17 protein-coding genes are annotated in these 14741 nt (G+C 56.0%); 8 read left to right on the top strand and 9 right to left on the bottom strand.

All coding sequences use genetic code 11. From position 1 onward, the window contains the following. Nucleotides 1-161: 161 nt before the first annotated feature. Nucleotides 162-1214 (top strand): virulence RhuM family protein, encoded by a 1053-nt coding sequence (locus WCX19_RS06430; RefSeq protein ID WP_373006318.1) that lies wholly within the window; start codon nucleotides 162-164, stop codon nucleotides 1212-1214. A gap of 54 nt (nucleotides 1215-1268) precedes the next feature. Here the strand turns inward: WCX19_RS06430 and WCX19_RS06435 are convergent, their stop codons facing one another. Next, the gene (locus WCX19_RS06435) at nucleotides 1269-2666 is read right to left on the bottom strand and encodes a DNA-directed DNA polymerase II small subunit (protein WP_373006320.1); all 1398 of its coding nucleotides are present in this window, start codon (nucleotides 2664-2666) and stop codon (nucleotides 1269-1271) included. Between the two features lie 141 nt (nucleotides 2667-2807). Between WCX19_RS06435 and WCX19_RS06440 the strand changes: the two genes are divergently transcribed. Genes WCX19_RS06440 through cofH (WCX19_RS06450) form a run of 3 tightly spaced genes read left to right on the top strand, consistent with a single transcriptional unit; the run spans nucleotide 2808 to nucleotide 5568 of the window. Next, nucleotides 2808-3440, top strand: coding sequence for a LysE family translocator (locus WCX19_RS06440; protein WP_373006322.1), 633 nt, complete (start codon nucleotides 2808-2810; stop codon nucleotides 3438-3440). A 56-nt stretch (nucleotides 3441-3496) separates the two neighbouring features. Further along, entirely contained in the window at nucleotides 3497-4459 is a 963-nt protein-coding gene (locus WCX19_RS06445) for a S26 family signal peptidase (RefSeq protein ID WP_373006324.1), read from the top strand. Nucleotides 4460-4479: 20 nt separating this feature from the next. After that, nucleotides 4480-5568 carry a 5-amino-6-(D-ribitylamino)uracil--L-tyrosine 4-hydroxyphenyl transferase CofH gene (gene cofH, locus WCX19_RS06450; RefSeq protein WP_373006326.1) on the top strand — a complete coding sequence of 363 codons (1089 nt, stop codon included), beginning with the start codon at nucleotides 4480-4482 and terminating at the stop codon, nucleotides 5566-5568. A gap of 61 nt (nucleotides 5569-5629) precedes the next feature. Here the strand turns inward: cofH (WCX19_RS06450) and WCX19_RS06455 are convergent, their stop codons facing one another. Then, entirely contained in the window at nucleotides 5630-5929 is a 300-nt protein-coding gene (locus tag WCX19_RS06455; RefSeq protein ID WP_373006328.1) for a YunC family protein, read from the bottom strand. Between the two features lie 120 nt (nucleotides 5930-6049). Between WCX19_RS06455 and cofH (WCX19_RS06460) the strand changes: the two genes are divergently transcribed. Beyond that, the gene (gene cofH / locus WCX19_RS06460) at nucleotides 6050-7138 is read left to right on the top strand and encodes a 5-amino-6-(D-ribitylamino)uracil--L-tyrosine 4-hydroxyphenyl transferase CofH (RefSeq protein ID WP_373006330.1); all 1089 of its coding nucleotides are present in this window, start codon (nucleotides 6050-6052) and stop codon (nucleotides 7136-7138) included. Between the two features lie 41 nt (nucleotides 7139-7179). On the opposite strand, the gene WCX19_RS06465 is transcribed toward cofH (WCX19_RS06460), so the two are convergent. From WCX19_RS06465 to WCX19_RS06475, 3 genes are read right to left on the bottom strand one after another with little or no spacing between them, the layout of a single operon-like run. Further along, a complete protein-coding gene (locus WCX19_RS06465; protein ID WP_373006332.1) occupies nucleotides 7180-7728 on the bottom strand; it encodes a flavodoxin family protein in 549 nt (182 codons plus the stop codon). Nucleotides 7729-7742: 14 nt separating this feature from the next. Beyond that, the gene (locus WCX19_RS06470; RefSeq protein WP_373006334.1) at nucleotides 7743-8186 is read right to left on the bottom strand and encodes a DUF123 domain-containing protein; all 444 of its coding nucleotides are present in this window, start codon (nucleotides 8184-8186) and stop codon (nucleotides 7743-7745) included. Then, entirely contained in the window at nucleotides 8179-8781 is a 603-nt protein-coding gene (locus WCX19_RS06475) for an MBL fold metallo-hydrolase (protein WP_373006336.1), read from the bottom strand. The genes WCX19_RS06470 and WCX19_RS06475 overlap by 8 nt, the downstream gene beginning before the upstream one ends. 25 nt (nucleotides 8782-8806) lie before the next feature. On the opposite strand from WCX19_RS06475, the gene thiC reads away from it, so the two are divergent. From thiC to WCX19_RS06490, 3 genes are all read left to right on the top strand, one after another. Further along, complete coding sequence (gene thiC, locus WCX19_RS06480; protein ID WP_373006434.1) at nucleotides 8807-10111, top strand: phosphomethylpyrimidine synthase ThiC; 1305 nt, start codon at nucleotides 8807-8809, stop codon at nucleotides 10109-10111. A 48-nt stretch (nucleotides 10112-10159) separates the two neighbouring features. Further along, nucleotides 10160-11065 (top strand): hypothetical protein, encoded by a 906-nt coding sequence (locus WCX19_RS06485; RefSeq protein ID WP_373006338.1) that lies wholly within the window; start codon nucleotides 10160-10162, stop codon nucleotides 11063-11065. A 529-nt stretch (nucleotides 11066-11594) separates the two neighbouring features. Then, a complete protein-coding gene (locus WCX19_RS06490) occupies nucleotides 11595-11798 on the top strand; it encodes a hypothetical protein (RefSeq protein WP_373006340.1) in 204 nt (67 codons plus the stop codon). A gap of 162 nt (nucleotides 11799-11960) precedes the next feature. Here the strand turns inward: WCX19_RS06490 and WCX19_RS06495 are convergent, their stop codons facing one another. The 4 genes from WCX19_RS06495 to WCX19_RS06510 all read right to left on the bottom strand — a co-directional run bounded on the left by WCX19_RS06495 (nucleotide 11961) and on the right by WCX19_RS06510 (nucleotide 14739). Beyond that, nucleotides 11961-13220: an ATP-binding protein gene (locus WCX19_RS06495; RefSeq protein WP_373006342.1), complete on the bottom strand. Its 1260-nt coding sequence runs from the start codon at nucleotides 13218-13220 to the stop codon at nucleotides 11961-11963. A 115-nt stretch (nucleotides 13221-13335) separates the two neighbouring features. Continuing rightward, entirely contained in the window at nucleotides 13336-14028 is a 693-nt protein-coding gene (locus WCX19_RS06500) for a nucleotidyltransferase domain-containing protein (protein ID WP_373006344.1), read from the bottom strand. Then, complete coding sequence (locus WCX19_RS06505; RefSeq protein ID WP_373006346.1) at nucleotides 14025-14417, bottom strand: HEPN domain-containing protein; 393 nt, start codon at nucleotides 14415-14417, stop codon at nucleotides 14025-14027. Before WCX19_RS06505 ends, WCX19_RS06500 begins: the two co-directional genes overlap by 4 nt. Continuing rightward, nucleotides 14389-14739, bottom strand: coding sequence for a nucleotidyltransferase domain-containing protein (locus tag WCX19_RS06510; RefSeq protein ID WP_373006348.1), 351 nt, complete (start codon nucleotides 14737-14739; stop codon nucleotides 14389-14391). The genes WCX19_RS06505 and WCX19_RS06510 overlap by 29 nt, the downstream gene beginning before the upstream one ends. Between the last annotated feature and the right edge of the window lie 2 nt (nucleotides 14740-14741).

Here is a 14741-nt window from a genome sequence, read left to right on the forward strand (position 1 = left end):
ACTACAGATGTTTCCTGACATGTTAAAGGGATAAGTCGGCCTCAGGCACGGGATTTGTCTGGTATCTATACTTTCAGCATGATCATTTTCACACCTCAAGGACACTCATTTATAAGGCCTGCCATCCGGTGTGAACTAAGAGAACAAACGAGCATACGCAAATGAGCAGCAGTCCCGTCACGGAACCCGTCACACGGTCGCAAATCCTCTTTTTCCAGTCCGAAGACGGGAGGAGCCGCATCGAAGTCCGGCTTGACGGGAACACGGTCTGGTTATCACAAAACCTGATTGCGGAGTTGTACCAGATCACAAAACAAACGACCGGTCACCATATCCAGAATATTTTTGACGAAAATGAACTCTCCCCGGAGGCAACTGTAAGACAATATCTTACAGTTCAAACCGAGGGATCACGAACCGTTCAGCGCTCCATCGAGTATTACAATCTTGATATGATCCTCGCCATTGGCTACCGGGTCCGGTCCTCCCGGGGCACCCAGTTCCGTAGGTGGGCGACGGAACGGCTGCGTGAATACCTTATTAAGGGATTCGTGATCGATGATGAACGCTTAAAGGACGGTCGCAGCATCGGGGCCGATTATTTCGACGAATTGCTTGAACGCATCCGCGATATCAGGGCATCGGAGAAACGGTTCTACCAGAAAATCCGGGAGATCTACAAACTTGCCGTCGATTACGATCCCCGTGCTGAAATCACCCTTGAATTTTTCAGAACCGTGCAGAACAAACTTCACTGGGCGATCACCGGCCATACCGCTGCGGAGATCATTGCAGAAAGGGCGGATGCAGCACGTCCCAACATGGGCCTCACTTCGTGGAAAGGGGCGAAGGTGCGGAAATGCGACGTCACGGTTGCAAAAAATTATCTCAATGAGACCGAAGTGAAAAATCTCAACCGCATCATTACCATGTATCTCGATTACGCAGAGATGCAGGCCGAACAGAAACGGCCGGTGTACATGAACGAGTGGAAGGAGAAACTCGATGCCTTCCTCCGGTTCAACGAGCAGGAAATCTTAAGTGACAAAGGGAAGGTATCGATGGAGGTTGCACAGCATCTTGCACTCGGGGAATACGATAAGTTTTCTGCCCGGAGGCTTGTGGAGGAGGCTGCCCTGCCCGATACGGAATTCGATGCGATAGCACACCGGATCGAGCATAAAAAACGCGATCGGAAAAATCTGGCTCGTTAACATTCGGTCCTTTGGTATCTTTTTTCGGTCGAAAACATGTTTGCCGGATTTCTCTCACAAAAACGTAAACGTCTCCGGCACGAGCGTCTGGAGATCGACCATCACGGCCCGGGCCGGGGTCGGGTTCACGTTCATCTGCTTCTGGAACGCGGTCTGGGACTGCCAGGTACCGGCATTGACCCCGAGCACTCCCCGGTATTGGGTGAGTCCCGATATATGTACGTGTCCCGTGTGCAGGATCTCGGGAAGCGGGTCGATAATGAGGCGGTCGGCCTTTCCTGCCGCAATCGGGGTCCGCCTGCCATACGCGGGTGCGAGGTGCCGGCGCTGGAGCATCTCCTCCATCATTCTCCCGCTCTGCTCGTAGGAGGCACCCGGGATGAGTCCGATCATGTCATCGATCGACCGACCATGGTACATCAGCACCCGCACCCCCTGCAGGTTCACCATCGCCGGGTTCTCGACCAGCATGCAGTTCTCGGGGAACTTCTTTGTGAATTGTTCCGGGATCACCGGCTGGGGCTCGGCGCCCCGCACAACGTCGTGGTTACCCGGCGCGACAATAATTTTGATCCGGTGCGGGATCGCACTGATCAGATCGCCGAACGCGTCGTACTGCTCGTAGATGTTCTTGATCGTCAGTTCCTGCTCCTGGCCCGGGAAGACCCCGATCCCGTCCACGAGGTCGCCGGCGATGAGAAGGTAAGAAGCGTCGGATTCCGCGATCCAGTCGACAAACCGGTTCCAGGCGTCAGGAAGGAACGTGTTACTCCCCACGTGGACATCGGAGATCAGGACTGCTTTTCCCGGGGTTTCGCTTACGTAGGGCTTGTTGTCGATCCTGATATCGGGCCGGTACATCTGTTCGGCAAAGAAGAGTTTCCCGTCGTTTGAGAGCTTGCCCTTGACGCCTATTACCTCGTCCATGATCAGGCGCTCGGCATCGGCAAAGACCGGCCGGTCTTTCCGGAAAAGCACCGTGAGGTTAGCGGTCGTATCCTCGATCTCCGCGATCCGGTGGCCGTTAGTTGTGGTCTTGACCTCGGAGACCATCCCGATCACGGTGCACTCTTCCTGCCGGTACCGGTTCGAGCGGGTCAGCGCCTCAAGGGGTATCGCCCCGCACCGGCTCCGGATCATATTCCCGAGTTTGCTGAACCGGTCCCGGAAATAGTGGAGATAGTCCTCGGTGCCGTTGATGCTCCCCGAGGTCCCCGGGCACCCGGAGACGATTTCGACGGTCGGGTCGGTCAGGAAACGCATCCCGTCCCGGGTCAGGTTCATGCCCGGGATGTGCTTTGCCGAGACCACCACGGTATCCTCGGGCACTCCTGCGATGATGCGATCGATCAGCTCCAGGTTGTCCTGCTCCTGGATGTACCGCACGACGTCGGGGTGCACCTGGAGCCGGGTATCGAGGAACCGGAGCGTGATCTCCTGCGCATCAATCATAGTGATAGTATATTGCAGCATCGGGAAAATAATCATATCACCTTTGCATGTGCTCCCCCGGCACCGGTGTCGGGGAATCCTTGATATCATCGTCCGCTCAAACCCTGTTCACTTGACGGGTGCAAACTCCCTCCCGATACCATGCTCGATACCCTCCAGATATTTATCCTGGCATTTGCCCTCGGCCTGACCGGCGCCCTCGCACCGGGCCCCACGCTCGTCGCCACCATCAACGCATCGATCGCCGGAGGCTGGACGATGGGGCCGAAGGTGACACTCGGCCACATGCTCTCCGAACTGGTCGTTGTCCTCTTAATCGTGGCTGGCCTTGCCACCGTTGCCCTGCGGTACACAACGGCGGTCGCGGTCATTGGGGGCGTGGCGCTCATCATCTTTGGGGTTCTCACGATTGCAGGGAGCCGGGGGGCCTCGCTTGCGGGGAGCGGCACCGGGCCCTCCGCCGTTGCGGCAAACCCGTACTTTGCCGGTTTTTTCACGAGTGTTGCAAACCCCTACTTCTGGATCTGGTGGCTCACGGTCGGGAGCGCGATGGTGATCGCCGGCCTTGCCGGAGGTATCTTCCTTGCCTGCGTCTTCATGGCCGGGCACTGGTGTGCAGACCTCGGGTGGTACACCGTGGTATCGACCGGCATCTCCAAGGGAAAGACCCTCCTCTCCGACACCACGTACCGGCGGATCATGATCGCGTGCGGGATCTTCCTCGTCCTCTTCGGGGCCTGGTACCTCGTGCGGGTCGTTATCTCGTCGGCCTGACAGCTGGGGAACAGGGAGCGGTATATTAACAAAAAACGCCAATAGAGCGATGAGCAATGGCAGAGAAAGAACCGTCGCGGGATATCCGCACGATGATCCATGAGTTTCGGACAAGCGAGCACTGGGCGGTCTCCCTTGCCCGGGATCTTCTCTGGGTAGTGGCGGTCGTGGGCGGTATCGCGCTCGCGCTCTACCTTATCTGCGGGACGTGGCCGGCGGTCGTTACCGTGGAATCGGGGAGCATGGAGCCCCACATGAATATCGGTGATCTCGTCGTTGTCGTGCAGCAGGACCGGTTCGGGCCCGTCCAGACCTGGGACGAGGCGAAAGTGACCGGCTTTACGAAGTTCGGCGATTACGGGGACGTGATCATCTACCGCCCGAACGGCGAGACGGACTTCTGGGCACAGGTCGGCCTTCTCCCGCTTTCAAAGCAGCACCCGATCATCCACCGGGCCATGACCTGGGTCGATGCCGGGGAACCGGAGCCGTCGTACCTCAACCCGTACCGCGGGTCGGTCACGCCCTCAGGGTACATCCCGCTTGAATCTAGTAATACCACCGTGTACGGGTACCATATCCTCTACCCGGAGAATGCCACGCCCCCGGAAAATATCTCGACCGATGCGAAGGGCATGGGATTTTCCACGGCCACCCAGAAGTACTTCCTTCCCGAGCAGTACGTGACAAACGGGTCCGGGTATATCCGGTACATCAATGTGACGACGCATGGCGGCTACATCACCAAGGGAGACAATAACCCGGTGAGCGACGAAGGGTATCTCACTGTCGGCGACATCACCGAGATCGAACCGGTGGAAAAGGAATGGGTTGTGGGTAAAGCCCTCTTTACCGTTCCCTATGTCGGCCTTCTCCCGCTCCATATCTGGGAAGTGATCATCGTCGTTATCGTTGCGATGGTTGCCTGGGACTGGTATGCGAAAAGAAAGGAAGCAGAGTCCGGTAAAAAGGCCGGGAAATCCCGGAACCCGTCCAAAGGTTCCCGGCAGAAAAAATAACAGGATACGGTCTAACGACAATGACATCCGCACTTTCCACGCTCCTGCGCGACGTACAGGCCGGCCACCGGCTCAGCCCTGACGAAGGCGAATACCTTATGAAGACCACCGGCCGCGATATCTTCCGCGTCACTGCGGCAGCCGACGAGGTGCGGGAGGAAAAGGTCGGCGATATCGTCACGTACGTCAGAAACCAGAACCTGCACGTGACAAACATCTGCAAGAACCTCTGCGGGTTCTGCGGGTTCGGGAAGAAAGCGACCGACCCCGGGGCCTACTGCCAGGACCTTGACGCGACCCGGGCCGGTGTGCGGCTGGCGCAGGAACGCCATGTCACTGAGATCTGTTTTCTCTCGGGAGTCAACCCCGCGTTTAACCTCGACACCTACACCGCTCTCCTCGCCGCGGTGCACGAGATCGCCCCCGATATCCACATCCACGCGTTCAGCCCGGACGAAGTGGCCCACGCGGCAAAGAGAAGCCAGTGCACCACGGCGGAGGTGCTTGCCGCTTTCAAAGCCGCCGGCCTCGGATCGCTCCAGGGAACCGCAGCCGAGATCCTGATCGAGTCTGTGCGCAAGGTCATCTGCCCCCGGAAAGTCTCCGGTGCCGAATGGGAGCGGATCATCAGGGAAGCGCACGCGATGGGCATCCGCACGTCCGCGACGATCATGTACGGCTCGTACGAGTCAGCCCGCGACCAGGTGGATCACCTGGAGATCGTCCGGGAGATCCAGGACGATACCCACGGCTTCTCCGAGTTCATCCCGATGTCGTATATTCACACCAACACCCCGCTCTATACACAGGGGATCGGCCGGGCCGGGGCGACGGGCAGGGAGGACCTCCTGATGATCGCGGTCTCCCGTTTATTCCTTGACAATTTCACCAACGTCCAGGTTTCGTGGGGCAAGCTCGGGCTCAAGATGACACAGCTTGCGCTCCTGTGCGGGGGAAACGACCTTGCGGGAACGATGTTTACCGACGAGGTCTCGGTGGATGCCGGCGCAGGAGATGCGAGCTACCTTCCACCTGAAGTCATGGATCGGATGGTGACGGATCTGGGCCGGACGCTCCGGCAGCGGACGACGCTATACGATCTCTTATAATCCTCTGAAACGAAGGGAATTAAAAAAGGGTTTTTGGATATTTTTTCGGGGCCGAATCTGATCAGAGCAGTTCCAGCGCCTGTTTGCCGGTCATGCCGTTGGTGATCCCGCGGCTCATCGCGCCCCGGTTTGTCTCTTTTACGATACCGGTGAGAATGTCATCGGTGGTGACAATGGACGGTCCTTTTGCGGGCCGGACCTTTGCCGCAGGATAGCTGAACGAGTCAAGCGCAGCGACATCGAAGGCACCGCACCCGACGAGGCCCACATCGGTGATAATTGCGACCAGGTTTGCCGGCCCCAGCGGGATAACATACCCTTCTGCGACCTTCTTTGACAGATGAACAGAGACCTTTTGCATAATCCTCTTATGATGCACATTGGCGCCACGGTGTAATAATTATGACGGGGCCCGCAGGGGCCGACAGGTTTATCGTAAGTATGACACAGTGTGACACACAGAACAATGGATGGTGCCGGTATGGATACGAACCTTCAAACGATGCTCTCCGATGCGGTAAGCGGAAACCGGATCAGCGAAGCGGATGCACTGCGCCTTTTTGGGACACGCGACCGCGATATCTGGAAGATTGCAGCGGCGGCCGATGAAAAGCGGGAAAATGTCGTGGGTAATGCCGTCACCTATGTCCGCAACCAGAATATCAACGTGACCAACCTCTGTGTCAATACCTGCGGCTTCTGCGGTTTTAGTAAAAAGCCGGGCGACGAGGGGATCTATTTCCACGACCGGCAGGTGATCGAAGAGAAGGCACGGCTCGCGAAGTGCCGGGGCGTGTCCGAGATCTGCACGGTGAGCGGTCTGCACCCTGAATTTACCGCGCAGTCTTATATCGACGTCTACCGCTGGATCTGCGAAGCGGCGCCGGGGGTGCACCTGCACGCGAGTAACCCGATGGAGGTCGCGTATGCGGCGCGGCAGAGCGACATGAGCACAAAGGAGGTGCTCTCGCAGATGAAGGCGGCGGGGCTCAATTCGATGTGCGGGACGGCGGCGGAGATCCTTGTCGACAGCGTCCGGGGGAAGATATGTCCCAACAAGATCCCGACAGCCGAGTGGATCCGGATCATCAGAGAGGCACACGGCCTTGGCATCCCGACGACTGCGACGATCATGTACGGCCACTGCGAGAGCGATGCGGACCGGGTCCGGCACCTCGCGATCCTCCGGGAGATCCAGGATGAGACCCACGGCTTTACGGAATTTGTCCCGCTCTCGTTTGTCCACATGAATACGCCGATCTACCGGGCCGGGCTCGCCCGGGCAGGGGCCACCGGCCGCGAGGACGGGCTGATGGTCGCGGTCGCCCGGCTCTTCCTCGACAATTTCAGGAATATCCAGGTCTCATGGGTAAAAGAAGGTATCAAGATGGCGCAGCTGGGCCTTCTTGCGGGGGCAAATGACCTCGGCGGTACGATGTATGAGGAGAGTATCTCAAAAGGGGCCGGGGCGCAGAACACGGATTATCTCGATCCGGCCGAGATGCAGCGGGTGGCAGAGGATATCGGACGGCCGCTGTGCCGGCGCACGACGCTCTATAAAAAAGCATAACCGGGAAACACCGGGGTACTGGTCCCGCACCGGTACTCCCATCACCTGGGCTTGAGCAGCCTGACGATCTTGTCCCCGGTCTTTTTTGCATGCGCCACGGCTTTTGCATCTTTCATGATATCCCCTTCATCCGTTCCCGTGCCGGTGACCGCACCGAGCGATGCAAACTCGTGTGCGCCAAGGAACCCCTCGATCGTTGCTGCCGCCCTTTCTGCTCCCATTGAGGCGTTGACCGCGACGGCAATGCCCTTTTTCCCGGAGAGCCTGCGGTCATGGTAGAGCGAGTACGACCGGTCGATAAAATTCTTGAGCTGACCCGTGATATCGTAGTAATACGTCGGCGACCCGATCACGAGCACCTCGCACTCCAGCACCTTCTGCGCGATCTCCCCCCAGTCGTCATTCTCGATCACGCACCATTTCTTCTCCATGCATTTCAGGCAGCCCAGGCACGGGTGGATCTTCTTCCCGGCGAGGGTGACAAACTCCGTTTTGAGTCCTGCATTCTTGCACTGCCCGAGGATCACCTGGATGAGCTGTGCGGTGTTCCCCTCCTTTCGCATGCTGCCCGACAACCCGAGGACTTTCATACGTTACCCTGTCCTTATGGGATAATGATAGTTTTGATCCCGGGGGAAAGACCGAGACCGGAGAACGCCGCGACGATCTCTTTTTGCGGGTTGCGGGACCGGTACATGAGGTGGGACGGGCAGTCGCAGTCACTGCACCCGAATTGTGGCACACTTGTTCCGCCCCGGGCAAGGGCGGCAGCGAGCCGGCATTCAAGGCGCTCTTCTGTCGGGGCGCTCACGGCATACGCGACACAAAACCGGGGATCGGTGAGCAGGTAATCGATATGCCACTTCGGCTGCCTGTCCCTGTGCTCCGCGAGGCCGATATGGCGTTCGAGCCGCACGAGGCCGCCGGGCCCGAGGGCAGACCCGATGTAGCAGTGCCAGCCGACCGCAAACGGGAGCGGGCCAAGCGCCCCGACCCGTACCGTGCAGGCGGGATTTTTTAAAACGAGGCAGTAGATTCCCTTATCCATACCCGCCCTTCATGAGCTGGTTTGCCGCCGCGATGTGGCGTTTCCCACCGCAGTCCACCGGTTCCCCGTGTCCTGGGTAGAGCCCTTCCACGTCGAGCGGCACGAGCCGTTCAAGGGATTTGGCCAGTGTCTGCCTGCTCCCCCCAGGGAAATCGAAACGGCCAAACGCCCCGTCGGTAAAGACCGTATCGCCACTGATGAGCACCTTGTCCGGCTCTGAAAAGAGGCAGATGCACCCCGGGGTGTGGCCCGGTGTGTGAATGACCGTGAGGCCACCGATCGTGTCGCCGTCCGAGAGCACGATGTCCGGCACAATGCCGGGCGAGCGGGCGCCAAACTGCATCGAGAGACTTTTCCCGTCATCGATAAGCCCCCCGGCATCGTCCCGGTGGATCGCGATCTTCGCCTTGCACATGTGGGCGATCTCTTTGACGTGTGCGGTATGGTCGAAGTGGCAGTGGGTGAGGACAATCGTATCGATCTCATCTTTGTACGGCTGGATCGCCATCGGGAAAACACCGGCGTCCACGAGGACCGTGCCGAAAATATACGAGTTCGCGAGCGCCCCCTGTCCGGGAATCCACCTGACCTTCATGCACAATAATAAAGCATACCAACAGATGTTTGTTATGGATATGCTCATCCGCAGGTGCTCCTCTTCTGTTCCCGAAAACGTCGCTGTTGCGGCACGGGCTGAGGACATGGACGCGGAACAGATGGCCCGGCTCGTGGCTGCCGGGCGGATCGTGATCCCGGCAAACCCGCACCGGCCGCACCGGCTCTGTGCAATCGGCGAAGGGTGTACGGTCAAGGTGAACGTGAACGTCGGGACATCGGGCACCCGGTGCGATTACGCTCTTGAGGAGAAGAAGGCACAGGCAGCGCTTGACAACGGGGCCGACGCGATCATGGACCTCTCGACCGGCGGGGATCTTGTCGCAATACGGAAGAAGATGCTCGCCCTCGACACCACGGTCGGGACGGTGCCGATATACGAGGCGGTGCGCCGAGCGGGAAATGCAGCGGACGTGGACGCCGACCTGCTCTTCAAGGTCATCCGGGAGCACTGCGAGCAGGGCGTGGATTTCTTAACGCTCCACTGCGGGGTGAACCGGCAGGTGCTCGATGCCTTAAAACTTGACCCGCGCCTGATGGGTGTCGTGAGCCGGGGCGGGACGTTCCACTGCGCGATGATGATGCTCCGGGAGGAGGAGAACCCGCTCTTTTCAGAGTTTGATTACCTCCTCGATATCCTCGCGGAATACGACGTCACGATCAGCCTCGGGGACGGGATGCGGCCCGGCTGCCAGCAGGACGCAGGCAAACTTGCAAAGTCGGTGGAGTACGTGACGCTCGGGACGCTCGCGAAGCGCTCCCTTGCCCGGGGCGTCCAGCGGATGATCGAGGGCCCGGGGCACATGCCGCTTGACCAGGTGGGCTACAATGTGCGGATGATAAAGGAGATCACCGACAACGCCCCGCTCTACCTGCTCGGGCCGATCGTGACCGATATTGCGCCGGGCTACGACCACGTGGTCGCGGCTATCGGGGGAGCGGAGGCCTGCCGGAACGGGGCCGACTTCCTCTGCATGGTCTCGCCAAGTGAGCACCTTGCCCTGCCGGACGTTGAGGATATTATTGCCGGGACCCGGGTCGCAAAGATCGCGGCACACGTGGGGGACACGGTGCGCCGGCCCGAGGGATACAAGATGGAGCGCGAGGTAAAGATGGCCGAGGCCCGGCACCTGCTTGACTGGGATGCCCAGTTTAAGCTGGCGCTCTACGGCGACCATGCAAAAGCGATCCACTGCCGGGACGGGGACACTGATACCTGCTCGATGTGCGGGGATTTGTGTGCGGTGAAGATGGTGAATGAGCTGTTCGGGACCGGGAAGAAGAAAGGGAAGAGCGCGAAAGGGAAATAATCCCACACAATAACTTTAAGATCAAAAAGGAATCCTTGTTGATGAATTATGCCAATTGACCCTGCAACCGCAGCAACATTTGGAACATTCTCCAATCTTTCTTTTCAATTTGGGAAAAAAAATATGTCAGAAGTTCTGACATCAATGAAAGATTCCTGGTTGTTATGGAATCTTAGAAGACATATTAAAAATCGAAAACCGGACAATATAATTTATGACGACATATACGCCATAAGAAAATGTTTAATTGATGGAATTAGAAATCCTGATAGTTCTCGTATGAGATTTCTCACATTTAACTTATTGAATAAATCCGGGAACTTAAGTGAAATATCTCGCTTGGGAATCTCTCTAATGATTGAAGATATTATTGAAAACTATTCAAATCAGCCTTTTGTTATTGAGGATAGTTTATTCATAATAGAAACTTCTTTTTGCACTTTCTTAACAGAATGGGAGCAAAAATATCATCCACAAATCAATGGGAACGACTTTTTCATTCCAAATCCCTCTAAAAAAAACGAAGCTGAATTTTTTTTAGATCACACATTTCAGGGTACTTCGAACAGTGCACATATTCTCTATGATATTTGTTTAAAATTGGGATGCAAATCTAATGAAAATTTAATTCGAGTGGCGAATCATTTACATTTTAGAGCAGCTGCTGACAATTCTTTTCTGTATTCGAATCCGTTTTACAGTCGTATGTTCCTAATCGTAACAATTCAGATCGCCGCAAAGGCTCGTAATTTAAATCTGCATCCTACTATGGAAAAAATGATTGAAGTAATAAATTTTGCAAATCAAGAAGTTATCAAAGATGCTTTCCAATGGGCCCAAAATAAAAAAGATAATAACTTCGCTCAAATGGGTAATATGACCCTCTTTCTTGCAACAAAAGATGAGATTCATTCTTTTGAGGAATATTACTTTAATCTCTATCAGTTGAACTAATCCTTTTTTGGCTCTGTAGATGTCATCAAAAACTTCTCGTAACTTTGCTATGGATAAGTTACCGTGGGTCTTATCCATGGGTCCCAGGTGCTCAACGATCTAAATGAGGGAGGGGGTACCCCCACCTACCCGGACACAAGGGTGGGGGGGTGACCCCCTTCTAAAAAAAGAGAGTGTGGGGGGTAGGGGGATCACCCCCCTCCCCCTATGGCCGCGAACCGGCTCCTTTTCTGCATGGCCAAATCCTGTGTTTCGCGTGGAATCACCGGCGTGAAGTGTGGTTTCTGGTGGTTTTCCGGAATTGTGGTGGAAGGGCCCGGCCGGGACCAGGGGGAGGGGGGTACACCCCTGTTGGGCCGGCACATGGGTGGGGGGGTGATCCCCTCCTAGAAAAAAGAAGGAGGGGGGTAGGGGGATCACCCCCCTCCCCCCCACGGCGAATTGCCGGGCCGGGTGGAATGTTCACTGACACTACTGCGGATATTCCCATAACGCTGATATATCCCGGGAGTAAACAAAACCTGTATCCATGGAAAGAAAAGAAAAATCCGTGCTCGCAGCCAAAGCGATATTCCTTGTCGGCGGGATCGTTTTTGTTTCCGGTGCAGCACTCTCAATTTTTGCAAACAGTCCCTTTGGCATCCCGCTCTGCGGTATCGGCGCAGTCCTGATGGCGGCCGGGTTTATCCTGATCAGGCGACCGGAATATATCTTCCTGCTTCTTGGGCTGTAAAGATCCCGGCGAACATTTTCGCCCGCGGATAAATTATCTGTTTTTCTTCTGTCCGGTCACATATGGGCGATCTCTCCTGCCGCGACCGGCATGGTCAGGGAGAAGGGGACCTATTTAGGGCTCATCCGGAATGTTATTTTGGCAGTCCTGTCTATGGTCTGGTTATTGTTCAAGCCCGTCCCGCTCCAGCCATTTCCAGAGCGGCTCGTAGATAATCGTGCCTTTATTGCCAAACCACTCCTCCACAGTTTCCCGTTCTTCGTTTTCGGTCAGGATGCGGAGCTTGGTACAATGAAGCTCGTGTCCGGCCTTGAGAAGTGCCCGGATTTCCCGCTCTCTTGTGGCAGGAGTGGAGAGATGCGCACAGACCTGGATCAGCTCCGTGATCCGGTTCTTTTTCCGGATCACAAAATCCACTTCTTCCTGCTGCACATTTTTCCACGTGGAACAGGTCAGGATGCCGTTCATCTCGTGCCGTTTCAAGGTGATCGCGACGAGGTTTTCATAGAGCCGCCCTTTGTTCTCGGAAAATTGTGCGGCTTTTGCCTGTACAAACCCGTTGTCAATACAGTAGATCTTCCGGTTCGCGGTGATCTGCTCTTTTACCTTAAACGAGAACCTCGGGATGGAGAAGAAGAGGAATGTCTGTTCCAGGTAATCCAGATATTTTTTGACCGTATGAACGCTCCGGCTGCCGGTAACCTTTGCAAGCGTCGAGTAGGAATATTCACAGGCAATATTCGAGATAAGATACATTGCCAGATCTTCGATAGCGGGTATCGAACGGATGCGGTACCGTTTCACGATATCTTTGTACACGATGGCATCAAAAAGGGTGGACAGGTATTCATTTCCGTCTATCTCTTTCAGGATTACCTCCGGGAATCCGCCGTTTTTTGCGTACCGGGCAAGTATTGCCTGCTTTTCCGCGGAAGTTACTGGTTTTTCCCGGGTGCGCAGAACCTCCCGGTAGGAGAAAGGAAAGATGGTTGTCTGGAGGTATCTTCCGGTAAGGTGCGTGGCAAGTTCGGAGCTGAGAAGCTGGGAGTTGCTGCCGGTGAGAAGCAGGCGATAGCCTTCCCGCTGGAGCCGGTTGACAAAAAGTTCCCAGTTTGGCAGGTTCTGGATCTCATCGAGGAAAAGGATTTTCGGGGAGTCAAACACTTCGTTTACTGCCGCGATGACCTCGTCGCCTTCCCTTGTTACGAGCCGCTCATCGTCAAAGTTTACATAACCGAATTTTCCCTCAGGGGGCATCTGGTGCATGGCAAAAAATGATTTTCCCGCTCTTCTTGGTCCTGAGATCACCCGTATCAGGTTGCCCGTTTTTCCACCGGCCGCTGCATCCCGTTCTATATACCTCTCCTTGAGCCTGTTCTCGATCTCGCGCCGCTGCGTGATCAGTGCGTCGCTTACCTCCATACGCTCACCATTGATCCATCATAGTGCACGAAAATAGATAAAATCGTGCATTATGATGTAACCAATACATGAAAAAACAAGGACCGTACTGATGGGACCCGGCGCTTGTCACGGATCAGATCTCATCTTCCGGTGGAATAACCGCGTACAGGATCGGTATAATCATGGGGACAACATCCCATGCTATTTCCCTGATTAGTTCCCTGTCGGGCCTGCAAAAGTCTGCTTCAAATGTATCGTATGTTTCCATGAGGCGATCCCAAGGGATATCCGGGTATTTTTGGCGGGTCGGGGCATCGACTCTGTGAGCGGAGACGGCCAGCCACCGGCAGTTATAGGATATTGCGTGGAAGAGCATCTCATCCCTGTCGGGAATTTCGGCAGACGGGTTCCCGGTGATCTTTTGGATGTTTCGTGCAGAGATGAGCATATCGAGAAGGTAGGACATCTGGCGGAGGACGGGGGGTTTCCCGGAGAGCATTCCCTTCCTTCGGATATAGTTCTCGCTCTGCTCCACCGATTTGCGATCCGCGAGATCGATTTTACGGGAGAAGAGTGCTTCGAGTTCTTCCTGCATGGCGCTCATGTCCGGCAATGAGGTCTTGTCATCCGGAAAAAATTCGATCATCACATCGATATCACTGTCGGGCCGGAAATCGTCCCGCATGATGGAGCCGTAAAAACAAAAACTGCGGATATTCCACTTTTTACAGAATGCCCGAATGGTTTCTTCGGGTATGGCCATATGCCGGTTTGCGATACGGAGTTCGGGCTCGTTTGTGTCGCATTCAGATTTTTCACTCATCATCTGATCTGTTCTGCTGCCCAGCGGGTGACGGCCTGTGCATGCACAACAGCCGTGTCGTACTCTTTCTCTGTTACCGGCAGTTCGAAGCCCGGGTACCGCGTATCTGATGCATATGAGGTCAGGGTAACCGCGCCCCACAGATCTTCGGGAATGGTAAGGCCGTGCTGTCCGAGCGCGGAGAGGAGGGCGTTGATATCGTGAGTGTACGGATATGGGATCTTCCGGGCGACAAACACGGCTTTGAGCGCTTTTTCAGCGGCCTGTTGTGCCTGGTAGCAGAGGTCTTCATAGAGCACCCCCGGGGTTTTTGCACCGGCAAGCATAAGGGAACTCTCTGCCCGGCGGAGCCATTCGTCCGGGTTATCGGGCGAGCGCTTTTTTCCTTTCATACACCACCCTGCCATCTTTGAGTGCCGGGTGTACCACGCTGAAGGGGGAGTTCCGGTATTTCTCAACCTGTTGAGGTGTGACCACGACCAGATCGATTGCCCGTGCGATGCCCCGCATCCGCAGGTAGATCTCTCCTGCAACGGTTCTCGGGTTATACCTGCCTGCCTTTACCACGAGGAAATCGAGATCGCTTTCCGGGCCTGCCGTGCCGCGTGCAGCGGAGCCGAAGAGGAGAACCTGTTCGGGGCTGGCGGCCTCTACTATACGGCAGATGATCTCGTCGAGCTCGGTGTTCTGCCGGGGCGGTACTGGGGGGGTCATCT

The sequence above is a fragment of the Methanoregula sp. genome, assembly GCF_041663825.1.
GTDB lineage: Archaea > Halobacteriota > Methanomicrobia > Methanomicrobiales > Methanospirillaceae > Methanoregula.